This is a genomic window from Klebsiella pasteurii (genome assembly GCF_018139045.1).
GTDB lineage: Bacteria > Pseudomonadota > Gammaproteobacteria > Enterobacterales > Enterobacteriaceae > Klebsiella > Klebsiella grimontii.
This window is the reverse complement of record NZ_CP073236.1, coordinates 2,655,853-2,669,944: the sequence shown is the minus strand read 5'-3', so window position 1 is coordinate 2,669,944 and position 14,092 is coordinate 2,655,853. Positions and strand designations below refer to the sequence as shown.

Annotated in this window: 15 protein-coding genes and 1 pseudogene; 2 read left to right on the top strand and 14 right to left on the bottom strand. The window is 56.7% G+C overall.

What is annotated here, in order from left to right; translation table 11 throughout:
* Window positions 1-3: 3 nt before the first annotated feature.
* The 12 genes from emrA to KCG39_RS12395 form a co-directional block, all read right to left on the bottom strand.
* The gene (emrA, locus tag KCG39_RS12450) at window positions 4-1,176 is read right to left on the bottom strand and encodes a multidrug efflux MFS transporter periplasmic adaptor subunit EmrA (RefSeq protein ID WP_004123983.1); all 1,173 of its coding nucleotides are present in this window, start codon (window positions 1,174-1,176) and stop codon (window positions 4-6) included.
* 131 nt (window positions 1,177-1,307) lie between these two features.
* Window positions 1,308-1,838 carry a transcriptional repressor MprA gene (gene mprA, locus KCG39_RS12445; RefSeq protein ID WP_004104785.1) on the bottom strand — a complete coding sequence of 177 codons (531 nt, stop codon included), beginning with the start codon at window positions 1,836-1,838 and terminating at the stop codon, window positions 1,308-1,310.
* Window positions 1,839-1,929: 91 nt separating this feature from the next.
* Entirely contained in the window at window positions 1,930-2,265 is a 336-nt protein-coding gene (gene ygaH / locus KCG39_RS12440) for an L-valine transporter subunit YgaH (RefSeq protein WP_004123982.1), read from the bottom strand.
* The gene (locus KCG39_RS12435) at window positions 2,255-3,001 is read right to left on the bottom strand and encodes an AzlC family ABC transporter permease (protein ID WP_087829205.1); all 747 of its coding nucleotides are present in this window, start codon (window positions 2,999-3,001) and stop codon (window positions 2,255-2,257) included. Before KCG39_RS12435 ends, ygaH begins: the two co-directional genes overlap by 11 nt.
* 241 nt (window positions 3,002-3,242) lie before the next feature.
* Window positions 3,243-4,238: a glycine betaine/L-proline ABC transporter substrate-binding protein ProX gene (proX, locus tag KCG39_RS12430; protein ID WP_014226500.1), complete on the bottom strand. Its 996-nt coding sequence runs from the start codon at window positions 4,236-4,238 to the stop codon at window positions 3,243-3,245.
* A gap of 62 nt (window positions 4,239-4,300) precedes the next feature.
* The gene (gene proW / locus KCG39_RS12425; RefSeq protein ID WP_004123967.1) at window positions 4,301-5,365 is read right to left on the bottom strand and encodes a glycine betaine/L-proline ABC transporter permease ProW; all 1,065 of its coding nucleotides are present in this window, start codon (window positions 5,363-5,365) and stop codon (window positions 4,301-4,303) included.
* On the bottom strand, window positions 5,358-6,560 hold the full coding sequence (gene proV, locus KCG39_RS12420; protein WP_004123964.1) for a glycine betaine/L-proline ABC transporter ATP-binding protein ProV: 1,203 nt from the start codon (window positions 6,558-6,560) through the stop codon (window positions 5,358-5,360). Before proV ends, proW begins: the two co-directional genes overlap by 8 nt.
* Window positions 6,561-6,905: 345 nt before the next feature.
* Window positions 6,906-7,868 (bottom strand): class 1b ribonucleoside-diphosphate reductase subunit beta, encoded by a 963-nt coding sequence (gene nrdF, locus KCG39_RS12415; RefSeq protein WP_004123962.1) that lies wholly within the window; start codon window positions 7,866-7,868, stop codon window positions 6,906-6,908.
* 10 nt (window positions 7,869-7,878) lie between these two features.
* Window positions 7,879-10,023 carry a class 1b ribonucleoside-diphosphate reductase subunit alpha gene (gene nrdE / locus KCG39_RS12410; protein WP_142468446.1) on the bottom strand — a complete coding sequence of 715 codons (2,145 nt, stop codon included), beginning with the start codon at window positions 10,021-10,023 and terminating at the stop codon, window positions 7,879-7,881.
* On the bottom strand, window positions 9,996-10,406 hold the full coding sequence (nrdI, locus tag KCG39_RS12405; protein WP_004123956.1) for a class Ib ribonucleoside-diphosphate reductase assembly flavoprotein NrdI: 411 nt from the start codon (window positions 10,404-10,406) through the stop codon (window positions 9,996-9,998). Before nrdI ends, nrdE begins: the two co-directional genes overlap by 28 nt.
* Complete coding sequence (gene nrdH / locus KCG39_RS12400) at window positions 10,403-10,648, bottom strand: glutaredoxin-like protein NrdH (RefSeq protein ID WP_004123953.1); 246 nt, start codon at window positions 10,646-10,648, stop codon at window positions 10,403-10,405. The genes nrdI and nrdH overlap by 4 nt, the downstream gene beginning before the upstream one ends.
* A gap of 183 nt (window positions 10,649-10,831) precedes the next feature.
* A complete protein-coding gene (locus tag KCG39_RS12395) occupies window positions 10,832-11,263 on the bottom strand; it encodes a carboxymuconolactone decarboxylase family protein (RefSeq protein ID WP_004123949.1) in 432 nt (143 codons plus the stop codon).
* 87 nt (window positions 11,264-11,350) lie between these two features.
* Between KCG39_RS12395 and pdxR the strand changes: the two genes are divergently transcribed.
* Complete coding sequence (gene pdxR / locus KCG39_RS12390; protein WP_185910512.1) at window positions 11,351-12,709, top strand: MocR-like pyridoxine biosynthesis transcription factor PdxR; 1,359 nt, start codon at window positions 11,351-11,353, stop codon at window positions 12,707-12,709.
* Between the two features lie 63 nt (window positions 12,710-12,772).
* Here pdxR and KCG39_RS12385 read toward each other — a convergent pair whose 3' ends face one another.
* On the bottom strand, window positions 12,773-13,099 hold the full coding sequence (locus KCG39_RS12385; RefSeq protein ID WP_004123945.1) for a DUF883 family protein: 327 nt from the start codon (window positions 13,097-13,099) through the stop codon (window positions 12,773-12,775).
* Window positions 13,100-13,248: 149 nt separating this feature from the next.
* Here KCG39_RS12385 and KCG39_RS12380 point away from each other — a divergent pair, with 149 nt between their 5' ends.
* Window positions 13,249-13,599, top strand: coding sequence for a DUF2002 family protein (locus KCG39_RS12380; RefSeq protein WP_004123942.1), 351 nt, complete (start codon window positions 13,249-13,251; stop codon window positions 13,597-13,599).
* 41 nt (window positions 13,600-13,640) lie between these two features.
* Here the strand turns inward: KCG39_RS12380 and alaE are convergent.
* Window positions 13,641-14,091, bottom strand: a pseudogene (alaE, locus tag KCG39_RS12375) (L-alanine exporter AlaE).
* Between the last annotated feature and the right edge of the window lies 1 nt (window position 14,092).

The window sequence follows — 14,092 nt, the reverse complement described above, 5'->3', positions numbered from 1 at the left end:
GAATTATCCGGCGTTGGCCTGGATGATGTCGTTTATCAGCTTATTGACCGGCTCAAGGCCGATTTCACGGGCATTACTTTCGTAAACCGGGGAGCTACGCACCTGGCTTGCCAGCATCTCGCCGCCGCGGTCGGTGGTGTTTACCTCAACGAGGGTCGAAAGGCCGATGCGCAGCGGGTGCTCTGCCAGCTGTTTTTCATCCAGCTCGATACGTACCGGCAGGCGCTGAACCACTTTGATCCAGTTGCCGGTGGCGTTCTGCGCGGGCAGCAGCGAGAAGGCGCTACCGGTACCCATATCGAGTCCGACCACTTTACCGGTGTATTTCACATCGTCGCCGTAAATATCGCTGATCACGGTGGCCGGCTGACCGATGCGCATATGCGCCAGCTGCGTTTCTTTAAAGTTGGCGTCAATCCACAGATTGGTCGCCGGAACGACGGCCATCAGCGGCGTGGTGCTGCTGATTTGCGCGCCGGGCTGTACGGAGCGACGCGAAACGTAGCCGCTAATCGGGCTGACGATTTTCGTCCGCTGCAGGGCCAGCCAGGCGTTACGCACTTCAGTGGCCGCCTGCAGTACCGCAGGCTGCTGTTCCAGCTTCGTGCCCAGCACGATCGCCTGGTTGGCGTTGTACTGCTGAATCGCCACGTCCAGTTCGGCCTGGGCGCTGGCAACCGTGTCGCGGGCGTGCTGCAGCTCTTCGCGACCAATCAGGTTGGCGGCCCCCAGCGGAATACGGCGGTTAAGGTCGGTCTGCGCCTGGGAGAGCGCGGTTTTTTTAACCTCAATGCTGGCCTGCAGTTGCTTGCTGTTGATCATCTGCTGGCGAGTTTGACGCACGCTGGCGGCCAGCTGGGTTTGCGCTTTTTCAAATGCCTGCTGGGCATCGGTCTGATCGAGGGTGACCAGCGGATCGCCTTTTTGCACGTAGTCAGTATTGTCGGCCCAGACTTTCGTCACGCTGCCGGACACCTGCGCCATAATTTGAACCTGATTCCCTGCCACGTACGCGTCATCGGTCTCTTCGAAGTGACGCAGTACTAAAAACCAATAAATCCCGTATGCCACGGCAACAATAATAAAGAGCAAGGTCAGCAGCAGTAGGGCGCCTTTACGCTTCCCTTTTTTGCTGCCCGGTTGCTGCGGGGTTTGGCTCTCCGCATTTGCGCTCATGTTATTCTCCACGATCTTATTATTTCACATCGGCTGAGCCGACCTGTTTATCAGAAAGGCCAGCAGAAGATCTGCTGGCCTGTTCGTTTCCTTGTCAATCCAGAAAAAGCGTTGAGCGGCTGGTTCCGCGCTTAGCGCAGAGACTCCGCAAGCACGCCATCCTCTTCCATTTGGTCGAGGCGACCAAGCAGCTTACGGGTGATGTGCTCGAGCTGATCTTTTTCGCTGGTGCTTAAAGAAGACCAGAGCTGATGCAGGCAGTTGTGCTGCGGCGGTAACACTTCGCGCAGGAACTGATGCCCCTTTTCGGTGAGCTGTAAATGCAGGCAGCGACGATCGTTATCGCTTTCGCGGCGCTCAATCCAGCCGCGTTTTTCCAGCTCGTCGGCAATGCGCGTGGCGTTGGTGCGCGAAGAGCCCAGCGCGCAGCTCAGCTCGGAAGGCTGAATGCTGTGGTTTTCCTGAGACTCAAGCGTGATCAGCGCCATAAACAATGTCTCGTTAATCCCTTGCGCTTTCAGCATCTTGTTACGGTTTTCCAGCAGCTTTCCCTGCATATGCATGCAAAGGCGGGTGAGCAGAATTTCCTGAAAAGGAAAGTCTTCGTGACGGCTGGCGCGGAACTTGAGCATTTGCTCAATGGGAGTAAACGAACTATCCATTTTGGTTATGACCTCATTAATTACAGTCGATATAATAACTATTGTGACAAATAAATCAAATGAATTATTGACAAAAATTGATACTTTAGGCTTATAGCCACAGGCCGATTTTCCAGACAACACCGTAGGTTAGAGCGCTTAACAGCGTAGGCAAAATAATGCTGCGCGTTCTCCAGAAGGTCAGGCCAAGTACGGCGAAGCCAGCCAACGTAGGCAGCAGGCGGCGGGCATCGTGGAGAATTTCCGGCACGCTGGAGACCACCAGCAGCGCGCAAATAGAGGCGATGCCGATGGTATCGAGCAGCACGCCGATCGGACCGCGACGCGTCGGACGCGCGTTAGCGGCGCGCAGGCGCAACGGCAGATAGCGAAACAGATAGTTTACGCAGCCGACCACAACGCCGATCGTCAGGACATCACTGTTCATCGGGCATCCCCTGTATGCTGGCCTGTACCAGAGCGGTCAGGCAGCCGCAGACAATCCCGGCCAGAATGGCGGCGGGTATGGAAAACAGAATCATTCCCCCCAGCGCCCCTGCCAGCGCGGCGGTCACGCTAAGCGACTGCTTGCGCTGGAAAGAAGCCAGTAAAAAACTCATAAACAGCGCGGGAAGCATAAAGCCCAGCGCCGCCTCCACCGCCGGAAAGTCGGTCAGCAGGCCGCTGCCTGAATACGCGCCGATCAGCGTGCCGAAGACCCACGACGCCCATGACAGAAAAGCGATACCGATCATCCAGCTTTCGCTCCAGCGTCGACCGTCGCGTACCAGTTTAGCGGTGGCGGCGGCAAAGACCTCATCGGTCAGGCCGAACGCCCAGATCGCGGTTTTTTTGTTGCTCAGCGCGCGCTGGATGCGGCTGCGCAGGGAAGGGCCGTAGAGCACGTGACGAACGTCCATCGCCATGACGGTGAGCGCGGCGACCCACAGCGAGCTTCCCGCCGCCAGCATTGCGACGATCACGAACTGGCTGGCGCCCGCGTAAATAATGCAGGAGAAGAACAGGCTTTCCAGGGGAGTGAAACCGAGCTTCGTAGCGTTGAGGCCGAAGGCGAAGGCCACGGGAATATAGCTAATGACGATCGGTAGGCTGTCTTTCAGGCCTTCAGCCAGCGTGGCCGCGTCAGCGGGAGGAGAGTGCGTCAATGCGTCAGGATTTTCCATAGGAATTGCTTATTAATCACTCACGTGAAAATCACATGATTAAACAGGTAGATTTACCTTAGCAGAGAGCCGTGCGGCTTAACAGCCGCTAACAGGCCGATGCTTAAAGTTATGCACTTTTTTTGCATATAAAACCATCGGGCGGGAAGGGCGGGGCGATGATAGCGAAGGTTGAGTCTGTACGTTCTGATGGCCCGGAAAGGCGGGAACCTTTCCGGGGAAACGCGATAAAAGCGGGAGATTATTTCTGCGCGGCCAGCGCTTCGTTTACCCAGCCGTCAAACTGCTGCTGGTGGGCTTTGATCCAGCCGTCGACGTGGCCCTGAATATCCGCTTCCGAACCATGCCCCTCGTGCATCATGGCATTCTCGGCGTTGATATCGGCAATCGGCAGCTTCATGATGCTAAACAGCTTCGCCGCCGCTGGGTTTTTCTCGGCCCAGGCTTTGTTGGCGACGATATGCATGGTGCTGACCGGGAAGCCGTAGTTGGCGCCATTAGAGAGCTTCGTGTCGATATTTTTTTGCACGCCCGGCAGGGAGGAGAACGGTACCTGCAGCCAGACGACGTCTTTACCCGGTTTCAGCACATCGCTGACCCAGTAAGGCGTCCAGGTGTAGTAGATGACCGGCTTGCCTTCTTTATAACGGGCAATGGTGTCGGCCATCATGGCGGCATAGTTCCCTTGATTGTGGGTGACGGTGTTATTCAGACCATAGGCATCAAGCTGATGGTTAATCACCGCTTCACAGCCCCAGCCAGGCGTACAGCCGGTCAGGTCGGCTTTGCCGTCGCCGTTGGTGTCGAACAGTTTGGCGATTTTCGGATCTTTTAGCTGATCGATAGATTTGATGTGGTACTGCTCGGCGGTTTTCTTATCAATCAGATAGCCCTGCGCCGCGCCGTTCACAAACACGCCTTCGCGGTAGAACTTTTTATCGCCGCCGGCGGCAGCGTACATATCGTCGTGCAGCGGCTGCCAGTTGACGGCGGTAAAGGTGGCGTCGCCGGAAGCGAGCGAGGTATAGCCGACGTTGTAATCCACTTCGCTCGGCTTATCGACGGTATAACCGAGTTTCTCCAGCGCGCGGCTGACCAGCAGGGTCTGGAAGGTCTCTTCCGAAATGGTGCTCTGAATTGGCTTAACGGTAATGCCTTTGCCAGGCAGATCCGCCGCGAAGGCGGTGGTGGAAATGAGGGCGGTTAACGCTGTGGCAAGGATCGCTGTATGTCGCATCGTTGTTCCTTTTACTTATCAGAAGGGAAGTCTATCCCCCCGGCTCCCGGGGGGATGGGCTCTTATTTACAGAAAGGGCGAGTAATCAGCCCCAGAGGGCCGGTTGCATACCAGCGGCGGTTGCCGCGGCTGCGCGAGTCCCGTCCTACGGCCTGAGTCAGACGGTCAAGAATAATGGCGAGGATAACAATCCCGACGCCGCCAACGGTGGCCAGGCCCATATCAAGGCGACCGATGCCGCGCAGTACCATCTGGCCGAGACCGCCAACGGCAATCATCGAGGCGATGACCACCATCGACAGGGCCAGCATCAGCGTCTGGTTGACCCCGGCCATAATCGTCGGCATGGCCAGCGGCAGCTGAACCTTAAACAGCAGCTGACGCGGGCTGGCGCCGAAGGAGCGCGACGCCTCAATCAGATCCGCCGGCACCTGGTTAATTCCCAGAATGGTCAGGCGGACAATCGGCGGCAGAGCGAAGATAATGGTGACCACCACGCCCGGAACGTTGCCGATACCGAACAGCATCACAATGGGCACCAGGTAGACAAACGCCGGCGTGGTCTGCATCGCGTCGAGCAGCGGACGGATGATTTTCGCCGCCCGCGGGCTCCTCGCCAGCCATATCCCAAGCGGCAGGCCGATCAGCATACAAAACAGCAGCGCGGTCAGCACCAGCGCCAGGGTTACCATCGCCTGCGACCAGGCGCCGATAGCACCGATAGCGATCAGCGAAATCAGCGTCGCCGCGCCCATGCCGATGCTGGAAATCTGCCAGGCAATCAGCGAGAAAATAATAATCGCCACCGGCGCCGGCATACCCAGCAGCAGCTGCTGGAAGGCGCTCAGGATGTAATCCACCGGTACGCGAATCCCCTGGAATAGCGGACGGAAATGCATCACCACCCAGTCGATACCGTGCGTGACCCAGCTGTCGAGCGGGATCAGCGTGTTATGGAACGGGTCCATAATATTGAAGTGTTCCGGCTGCGGCGCGGGCGCGCTGCTCAGCCAGTCGGCGCCGCCGCCGTTGGTCGGCGCTGGCGTAGAGGTGCCCCATGCATCGGCGGATTGCGCTGCGCTATCCGCCGCCGGTGCGGTGTCCCACGGGTTAGATTGATCAGCCATTGTTTGCCCCCTCGCGATCTAAAGCCTGCAGCAGCATTCGTTTGGAAATGATGCCGATATACTGGTGCCCCTCGTCGACAACCGGCACCGCGCACGGTGCATGGCCGACGTGAGAGAGGAGTTCGCTGAGCGGCGTTTGCGCATCCACCGCCTGCGGGGAGTCGATTAACGCCGCATCGATTCCCTGGCCTTCGCTCAGCGCGGCTTTGAGAGAATCAATGGAGACAATGCCAACAAATTTATTCCCGCGTTCAATGACGTAGCCATATTCGCGGTCTTCATCCTGCAATAATTTCAGCGCGGAGCGCGGGCCGAAACCGGGCGTTTTACGAATCAGACCCACCGGGCTGCGGCGGGCAATATCTTTGGCGCTGAATACCTGGCTAATATCGACGCCGCGGAAGAAGGTTCTGACATAATCATTGGCCGGATTATTGAGTATTTCATCCGGCGTGCCGACCTGAACCACTTCACCATTTTGCATAATGGCAATACGATCGCCAATACGCATGGCTTCATCAAGATCGTGGGAAATAAAGACCACGGTACGCTGATGTCTGGCCTGTAATTTAGTTAGCTCATCCTGCATCTCGGTACGAATTAATGGGTCGAGCGCCGAGAAGGCTTCATCCATTAACAGAATATCGGGATTAATCGCCAGCGCGCGGGCGAGACCAACGCGCTGGCGCATACCGCCGGAGAGTTCGTCCGGGTATGCATGAGCATAGTTTTCCAGGCCGACCTGACGCAGCGCCTCCAGCGCTTTTTCCTGGCGTTCCTGAGTCGGCACGCCGGCCAGCTCCATGCCGAAACCGGCGTTGTCGAGCACGGTCATATGCGGCATAAGCGCAAAGGATTGAAAAACCATTGCAATCTTTTTTCTGCGCACCTCGCGGAGCTCGGCGTCAGAGATTTTAGCGATATCGACGCCGTCGATCAGGACCTGGCCGCGGGTGGGTTCAATCAGGCGATTGAGAAGGCGAACCATGGTGGATTTCCCCGATCCGGAGAGCCCCATGATGACGAATATCTCGCCTTCTTCAATGGTCAGACTGGCGTTCTTTACGCCAAGCGATAGCCCCGTCTTTTCCAGTATTTGTTCTTTCGATAGTCCTTTATCGATATATTTGAAAGCCCTCTGCGGGTGCTCGCCAAATATCTTATAGAGATTCTTGATTTCTAATTTAATTGCCATGCAATAGAGTGTTTCCTGTTATTTATTAATATCGATACGGTACCCGATGGTGATAATTGCTTTTTTACACCCTAACATACTGAGAATCTGTGACAACCCTTTATGTGGAGCTGCCAGGGAAATGCGCAGGGGAGAATTCCGGTTCATCCCCCGTGATATAAGGGCTGAGCCTGAATGACCTGTGGTTGATATTTTTTAGTTATGTTGCCTTAATTCAGGCAGAAATCGCGGACATACTGTTGAATATGACACGGTGATGACCGAAAGATATTGAGTGAGGCGAAAACAAATAATGTGAAATAAATCACCAGGAAATATGCTGATATATTCCTGGTGAAAGTAGGGCTAAAAGTCCCAATCGCCGTCGACGGTTTCTTCCGCTTTTCCCATCACATACGATGAACCTGAACCGGAAAAGAAGTCGTGGTTTTCGTCGGCATTCGGCGAGAGCGCGGCGAGGATCGCCGGATTGACGGCGGCCATTTCCGCCGGGAACAGCGCGTCGTAGCCGAGGTTCATCAGCGCCTTGTTGGCGTTGTAGCAGAGGAAGGCGTTGACCTCTTCAATCCAGCCGCTATCGGCGTACAGTTCGCGGGTGTAGGCCAGTTCGTTGTCATACAGATCCATCAGCAGGTCGAGGGCGAAGTTTTTCATCTCTTCGCGCTTCTCGGCGCTGACTATTTCCAGCCCTTTCTGGAATTTGTAGCCAATGTAATAACCGTGTACTGCTTCATCGCGGATGATCAGACGAATCAGATCGGCGGTGTTGGTCATTTTCCCCCGGCTGGAGAAGTACATCGGCAGCCAGAAGCCGGAATAGAAAAGGAAGGATTCGAGAAAGACGCTGGCGATTTTTTTCTTCAGCGGTTCATCTGCCTGATAGTACTCCAGTATCAGCTGCGCTTTGCGCTGTAGCGGCGCGTTTTGTTCGCTCCAGGCATAGGCGGCATCGACGTCTTTGCTCTGGCAGAGCGTCGAGAAAATGGAACTGTAGGAGCGGGCGTGCACCGCCTCCATAAAGCTGACGTTCGACAGCACCGCTTCCTCATGCGGGGTGAGGGCGTCGGCCATCAGCGCCGGGGCGCCGACGGTATTCTGGATGGTATCGAGCAGCGTCAGCCCGGTGAAGACGCGAATCGTCAGCTGCTGCTCCGCCGGAGTGAGGGTTTGCCAGGCGGGGATATCGTTGGACAGTGGCACCTTCTCCGGCAGCCAGAAGTTGCTGGTCAGCCGATTCCAGACCTCCAGATCCTTATCGTCTTCAATCTTGTTCCAGTTGATGGCGCTGATGCGCGATAAATGGGTCATCCTGTTCTCCTTACAGCGCGCAGGACACGCAGCCTTCGATTTCGGTACCTTCCAGCGCCAACTGGCGCAGACGGATGTAATACAGCGTTTTGATGCCTTTCTTCCACGCGTAGATTTGCGCTTTATTGATATCGCGCGTGGTGGCGGTATCGGGGAAGAACAGGGTCAGCGACAGCCCCTGATCGACATGGCGCGTCGCCTCGGCGTAGGTGTCGATGATCTTCTGCGGTCCGATTTCGTAAGCATCCTGATACAGCGCCAGGTTGTCGTTGGTCATAAACGGCGCCGGATAGTAAACGCGCCCGGTTTTCCCTTCTTTGCGGATCTCAATCTTCGACACGATCGGGTGGATGCTGGAGGTCGCGTGATTGATGTAGGAAATCGAGCCCGTCGGCGGCACCGCCTGCAGGTTGCGGTTATAAATGCCGTAGCGCATCACGTCATCGCGCAGCTGCCGCCACATATCGCGGTCGGGCAGGGCAATACCGGCACGGGCGAATAGCGCGCGGACTTTCGCCGTTTTCGGCTGCCAGTCGCCTTCCAGGTAGGGGCGGAAATAGTCGCCGCTGGCGTACCGCGACTGCTCGAATCCGGCAAAACTCGTGCCTTTTTCCCGTGCTATCAGCATCGAGGTGCGCAGCGCGTGCCAGGTGATGGTATAGAAATAGAAATTGGTGAAATCCAGTCCCGCTTCGCTACCGTAGGCAATACCTTCGCGCGCCAGATAGCCGTGCAGATTCATCTGCCCAAGGCCGATGGCGTGCGAAGCGGCATTGCCCGCCGCCACCGACGGTACCGAACGGATATCGCTCATTTCGGACACCGCGGTCAGACCGCGCACCGCGACCTCGACCGTGCGGGCGAAATCAGGAGAGTCCATGGTGTGGGCGATATTCAGCGAGCCGAGGTTGCAGGAGATATCCTGGCCGATGCTGGCGTAATCCAGGTTTTCGTCAAAGGTAGAAGGCGCGTTGACCTGCAGGATCTCCGAGCACAGGTTGCTCATATTGATGCGCCCGGCAATCGGGTTCGCACGATTCACCGTGTCTTCAAACATGATGTACGGATAGCCGGACTCAAACTGAATTTCCGCCAGCCGCTGGAACAGATCGCGGGCGCGGATCCAGCGCTTGCTGACCCGCTCGTCGGCCACCAGTTGCGCATACATTTCGCTCACCGCGATATCGCCGAACGGTTTACCGTACAGACGCTCGACGTCGTAAGGGGAGAACAGCGCCATCTGCGCATCTTCTTTCGCTAGCTGAAAGGTGATATCCGGAATCACCACCCCGAGCGAGAGCGTTTTGATGCGGATTTTTTCATCGGCGTTTTCGCGTTTAGTATCCAGGAAACGCAGGATATCGGGATGATGGGCGTGCAGATAGACCGCGCCGGCCCCCTGGCGCGCGCCAAGCTGGTTGGCGTAGGAGAAGGCGTCTTCCAGCATTTTCATCACCGGCACCACGCCGGAGGACTGATTCTCGATGCGCTTGATTGGCGCACCGGCTTCGCGAAGATTGGAGAGCAGAAACGCCACGCCGCCGCCGCGCTTAGATAGTTGCAGCGCCGAGTTCACCGCCCGGCCAATGGATTCCATATTGTCTTCGATGCGCAGCAGAAAGCAGGAGACCAGTTCGCCGCGCTGCTGTTTACCGGCGTTGAGGAACGTCGGCGTGGCGGGCTGAAAGCGCCCGGAGAGGATCTCATCGGTCAGCTGATGGGCCAGCGTCTCGTTACCCTGCGCCAGGGTCAGGGCCACCATGCAGGTACGGTCGGCAAAGTCTTCAAGGTAGCGCTTACCATCGAAGGTTTTTAGCGCGTAGCTGGTATAGAACTTCCACGCGCCGAGAAACGTCTGGAAGCGAAAGCCGTAGCTGTGAGCGTGCGCGAACAGCGCAAGAATAAACGAGCGAGGGTAGCGGGTCAGCACCCTGGCATCGTAATAGCCTTCGGCGACCAGCCACGTCAGCTTGTCGTCCTGAGTGGTAAAGGGCACGGTCTTCGGCTCAACGTGGCTGGTCATAAACGCCGCCACCGCCTGATGGTCTTTGTCAAACGGGATGCGGCCGTTGCTGTCGTAAAGATTCAGCATCGCGTTGAGAGCGTGGAAATCCGGCGCCTCGGTGGTCATATGTTCTGCGGTTGTCGTTGCCAAAATTCGCTTACTCCTTTACGCACGTTGTCGACATCTTGCGGGGTGCCCATTAGCTCAAAGCGATAGAGATACGGTACGCCGCATTTCTGCTTGATGACGTCGCCAGCCCGGCCATAGGCCTCGCCAAAATTGCGGTTGCCCGCGGCGATGACGCCGCGAATGAGCTGGCGGTTGTGCGGATCGTTGAGGAAACGGATCGCCTGTCGGGGAACCGCGCCCGCCGTGCCGCCGCCGCCATAGCTGGGGACGATGAGAATGTAGGGTTCGTCTACCTGGATGCGCTCGCGCTCGTTAAGCGGAATACGCACGGCGGGCAGTCCCAGACGCTGGACGAACCGGTGCGTATTTTCGGAACTGCTGGAGAAGTAGACGATCAGGCTCATACGCTGGCCGTTGTAACTGTCGGGCGCAGGCGGTTGATCATATCGGGACGAAAGCCGGACCAGCGGGTCTCTCCGGCAATCACCACTGGCAGCTGACGGAAACCCTGCTCGCGCAGCATATCGACGGCTTCAGGATGGTGGTCGATGTTGATCATGTCGAATTCAAACCCGCCGGTTTCCATGGCCCGTTTAGTGGCATGGCACTGTACGCAGTCGTTTTTAGTGTAAATAGTAATGCGCATGATTCGTATTTCCATTTAAGATAGCGGTACGGCGCTCAAACAGACGTCGCTTGCTATGGGTTATCGATGAAGGAAATACTAGATGTAGTTATTTAAAAGTTCAACAGCGCAATATATATGGTTTTTGTAAAGGTTAGCCCCCGCAAAAGGATCCTGCGGGGGGCGGGACTTTGTGACGTGAAATTACAGGCGCATGCTCACCGCCAGGCGGTTAAAGGCGTTCATCAGGCTGATGGCGAAGGTTAGATCGCTAATCTGGCGGGCGCTAAAATGGTCCAGCAGCGGCAGATAAACATCGTCTTCCGCATGGCTTTCGGCGATATAGGTGACCGATTCCGCCCACCCCAGCGCCGCGCGTTCGGCATCGCTGAAATGGGCGCTCACCCGCCAGCCTGCCAGCGCGTCCAGCTTATTCTGCGCCACGCCGGATTTACGCAGGGCTTTGCTGTGCATCTCCAGGCAGAAGGCGCAGCCGTTGATTTGCGACACCCGCAAATACACCAGCTCTATCAGCGCGCCATCCAGCTCGCTTTTTTCCAGCGCAATTTTGGCCTGAACCAGGGCGTTATAAACTTCCGGGCTCAGTTCATTGTACGGCTGACGTAGTGTGTTCATTTTACTCTCCTCATTAAGACGCGAGGAAAATAGCACTATAATGGACTGCATAAGATAGCCATATTGTGATGAAAAAAGCAGACCATGATGGACGGTAAAAAAATTCCGCACTACCAGCGCATTGCCCGACAGCTTAAGCAGGCGATTGAGGGCGGCGAGCTGGCTCCCGGCAGCAGACTGCCTGCGAGTCGGGTATATGCTCAGGAGCTTGGCGTGTCGCGGGCGACCATTGAGAACGCCTGGGGGGATCTGGTCGCGCAGGGGTGGCTGGAGCGGCGCGGACAGGCGGGGACCTTTGTCAGCGAGCGGCTTATTCCGCAGCAAAACGCGCTCGTTCAGACTGTCGCGGGCGATGAGCCCGCGGCGGCGCTGCCGTTTCAGCTGGGGTTGCCCGCGCTGGATCTGTTTCCACGCGGCCTGTGGGCGCGCGTAATGGGGCGTCGTCTGCGTACGCAAACGCGTTTTGACCTTGCGCCAGGCGATCCCTGCGGTGAACTGACGCTTCGCCGGGCGATCGTCGATTATTTGCGCCTGTCGCGCAGCATTGAGTGTCGGCCTGAGCAGGTCTTGATCACCGGTAGCTACGCGGCCTCGATGCGCCTTATTTTGCGCACGCTGGCGCGGCCTGGCCAGCAAATGTGGATGGAAGATCCGGGGTTTCCGCTGATCCGGCCGGTCGTGAACGACGAGGGGGTGGCGATCAGCCCCGTTCCGGTCGACGGAGACGGGATGGATATTGCCTGGGCGCAGCGGCATTACCCGAATGCCCATTTCGCACTGCTGACCCCGGCTCATCAGAGCCCGCTTGGCGTGGCGCTCTCGCTGTCCAGGCGCAGACAGCTCCTGTTATGGGCGGCGCAGAATAACGCGTGGATTGTCGAAGATGATTACGATAGCGAATTCCGCTATCACGGTAAGCCGCTACCGCCGCTGAAAAGCCTCGACGCCCCGCAGCGGGTTATCTATGCCGGGACGTTCAGTAAGTCTTTGTTTCCGGCATTACGCGCCGCCTGGCTGGTGGTGCCTGCGCAACTGGTGGCGCAGTTTCGTGAACAGGCCGCGCTAATGAGCTGTAGCGCACCGACGCTGTGGCAGCAGACGCTGGCGGATTTTATTCGCCAAGGCCACTTTTGGCGCCATCTGAAGAAAATGCGTGCCGGCTATGCGCAGCGCCGCCTGTGGCTTGAGTCGGCGCTGCGCGCGCAGGGCTTTACCGTGGTGCCTCAAGCGGGCGGGATCCAGATGGTGGTCAGGGTGGCCGGTGACGATCGCCTACTGGCGCAGCTCGCCAGGCAGGCCGGTCTGGCCGTCCAGGCGCTAAGCGACTGGCGAATGGAGAGTCGAGGAGAAGGGGGGCTGATAATGAGCTTCACCAACCTGACGTCGGCAGAAGTGGCGAATCAGGCTGTGCGTATGCTGGATGCCGCGCTTTACGCGAAGAGATAACAAAAACCCCTGCAGTGCAGGGGTAGACGCGTATTTGTTATCTTCATGGGTCTGGCAACTTTATTATCGACGTAGATTCAGTAATACGCCAATAAATACCCCAACGGCTGCTGCGGCGCCGACGCTTTGCCACGGTTTGTCGCGCACGTAGCTGTCAGCGCAGCCCATGGCGTCGCATGCCGCCTGCTGGACGCGGTTGTTGCCGTTAAGCCGGGCGCGGGTCTCTTTGAGCAGCGCCTGCGCTTTTTTGCGCGCGGCCTCCGCTTCATCTTTGGCGTCGCTGCCCCACGATTTCAGCACCTCTTCCAGCGTATCCGCTAATTGGCTGACATCGTTATGGATATCTTCAGCGCTCTCTTCTACGTTGTTGCGGTTTGCTCGGTTGGCCATTGGTTTCTCCCTTAATTCCATTGAGACTATAAGTGTAGGACAAGATTTTGAATTATGCTGTAAATAGCCCTTTATGGAATATTCCGAAAGCGTTGACTTTAATGAATAAGGTAAGGTTAACGTGCGGTAAAAGATAATGAGGAATGAGTATGTATTTAAGACCCGATGAGGTGGCGCGTGTTCTTGAAAAAGCCGGCTTCACCATGGATGTTGTGACGCAAAAAGCGTACGGCTATCGCCGTGGCGATAATTATGTTTATGTGAACCGTGAAGCTCGTATGGGGCGTACCGCGTTAATTATTCATCCGGCTTTAAAAGAGCGCAGCACAACGCTTGCGGAGCCCGCGTCGGATATCAAAACCTGCGATCATTATGAGCAGTTCCCGCTCTATTTAGCGGGTGATGCTCAACAGCATTATGGTATTCCACACGGGTTCAGTTCGCGAATGGCGCTTGAGCGTTTTCTGAGTGGCCTGTTTGGCGAAACGCAGTATAGCTGACAAAAAGCGGCTGGCGGAACCAGTCGCTTTTTTGTATCAACTCAGGCTTTGGCCTGCTGGTAGGGGGCTGACGCGGAACAGGCGACGGCAGTAGTCGAGGAAATAACCGTACGCTGCGCCCATCATCATTGATACAACGATATTGGAACTTACCGCCGCGGCGATCTGATGCCAGTCGGCGCCAACAACCAGCAGAATCGCCACGTATACCGGCGACTGGAACGTCACATAGGCCACTACATCGGCAATATTCTTCATCCAGCCGGACGCGCTGATGCGGCGCGCCTGGCGCATCGCGAAATCGCGATAAAAGCCGTAAGGCACGGCAATAATAATGTTCACCGGAATCGCCACCAGTCGCGAAGATAACGACTGCTGGAAGGTCATTCCGGAGAGAAAAATTTCGATCATCATGTTCACAACGGTGCAGTAAACCACCATCGCAAAGGTGTCTGCTACCGCATGACGCAAGCGGGACTGCGCAGAGAACATC

Bases quoted from the DNA above. Each gene is read 5' to 3' on its own strand.
- pdxR (WP_185910512.1), top strand. From the start codon at position 11,351: ATGGACGGTAAAAAAATTCCGCACTACCAGCGCATTGCCCGACAGCTT.
- KCG39_RS12385 (WP_004123945.1), bottom strand. From the start codon at position 13,099: ATGGCCAACCGAGCAAACCGCAACAACGTAGAAGAGAGCGCTGAAGAT.
- proX (WP_014226500.1), bottom strand. From the start codon at position 4,238: ATGCGACATACAGCGATCCTTGCCACAGCGTTAACCGCCCTCATTTCC.
- nrdF (WP_004123962.1), bottom strand. From the start codon at position 7,868: ATGACCCATTTATCGCGCATCAGCGCCATCAACTGGAACAAGATTGAA.
- proV (WP_004123964.1), bottom strand. From the start codon at position 6,560: ATGGCAATTAAATTAGAAATCAAGAATCTCTATAAGATATTTGGCGAG.
- nrdI (WP_004123956.1), bottom strand. From the start codon at position 10,406: ATGAGCCTGATCGTCTACTTCTCCAGCAGTTCCGAAAATACGCACCGG.
- mprA (WP_004104785.1), bottom strand. From the start codon at position 1,838: ATGGATAGTTCGTTTACTCCCATTGAGCAAATGCTCAAGTTCCGCGCC.
- proW (WP_004123967.1), bottom strand. From the start codon at position 5,365: ATGGCTGATCAATCTAACCCGTGGGACACCGCACCGGCGGCGGATAGC.
- emrA (WP_004123983.1), bottom strand. From the start codon at position 1,176: ATGAGCGCAAATGCGGAGAGCCAAACCCCGCAGCAACCGGGCAGCAAA.
- ygaH (WP_004123982.1), bottom strand. From the start codon at position 2,265: ATGAACAGTGATGTCCTGACGATCGGCGTTGTGGTCGGCTGCGTAAAC.
- nrdH (WP_004123953.1), bottom strand. From the start codon at position 10,648: ATGCGCATTACTATTTACACTAAAAACGACTGCGTACAGTGCCATGCC.
- KCG39_RS12435 (WP_087829205.1), bottom strand. From the start codon at position 3,001: ATGGAAAATCCTGACGCATTGACGCACTCTCCTCCCGCTGACGCGGCC.
- KCG39_RS12395 (WP_004123949.1), bottom strand. From the start codon at position 11,263: ATGAACACACTACGTCAGCCGTACAATGAACTGAGCCCGGAAGTTTAT.
- KCG39_RS12380 (WP_004123942.1), top strand. From the start codon at position 13,249: ATGTATTTAAGACCCGATGAGGTGGCGCGTGTTCTTGAAAAAGCCGGC.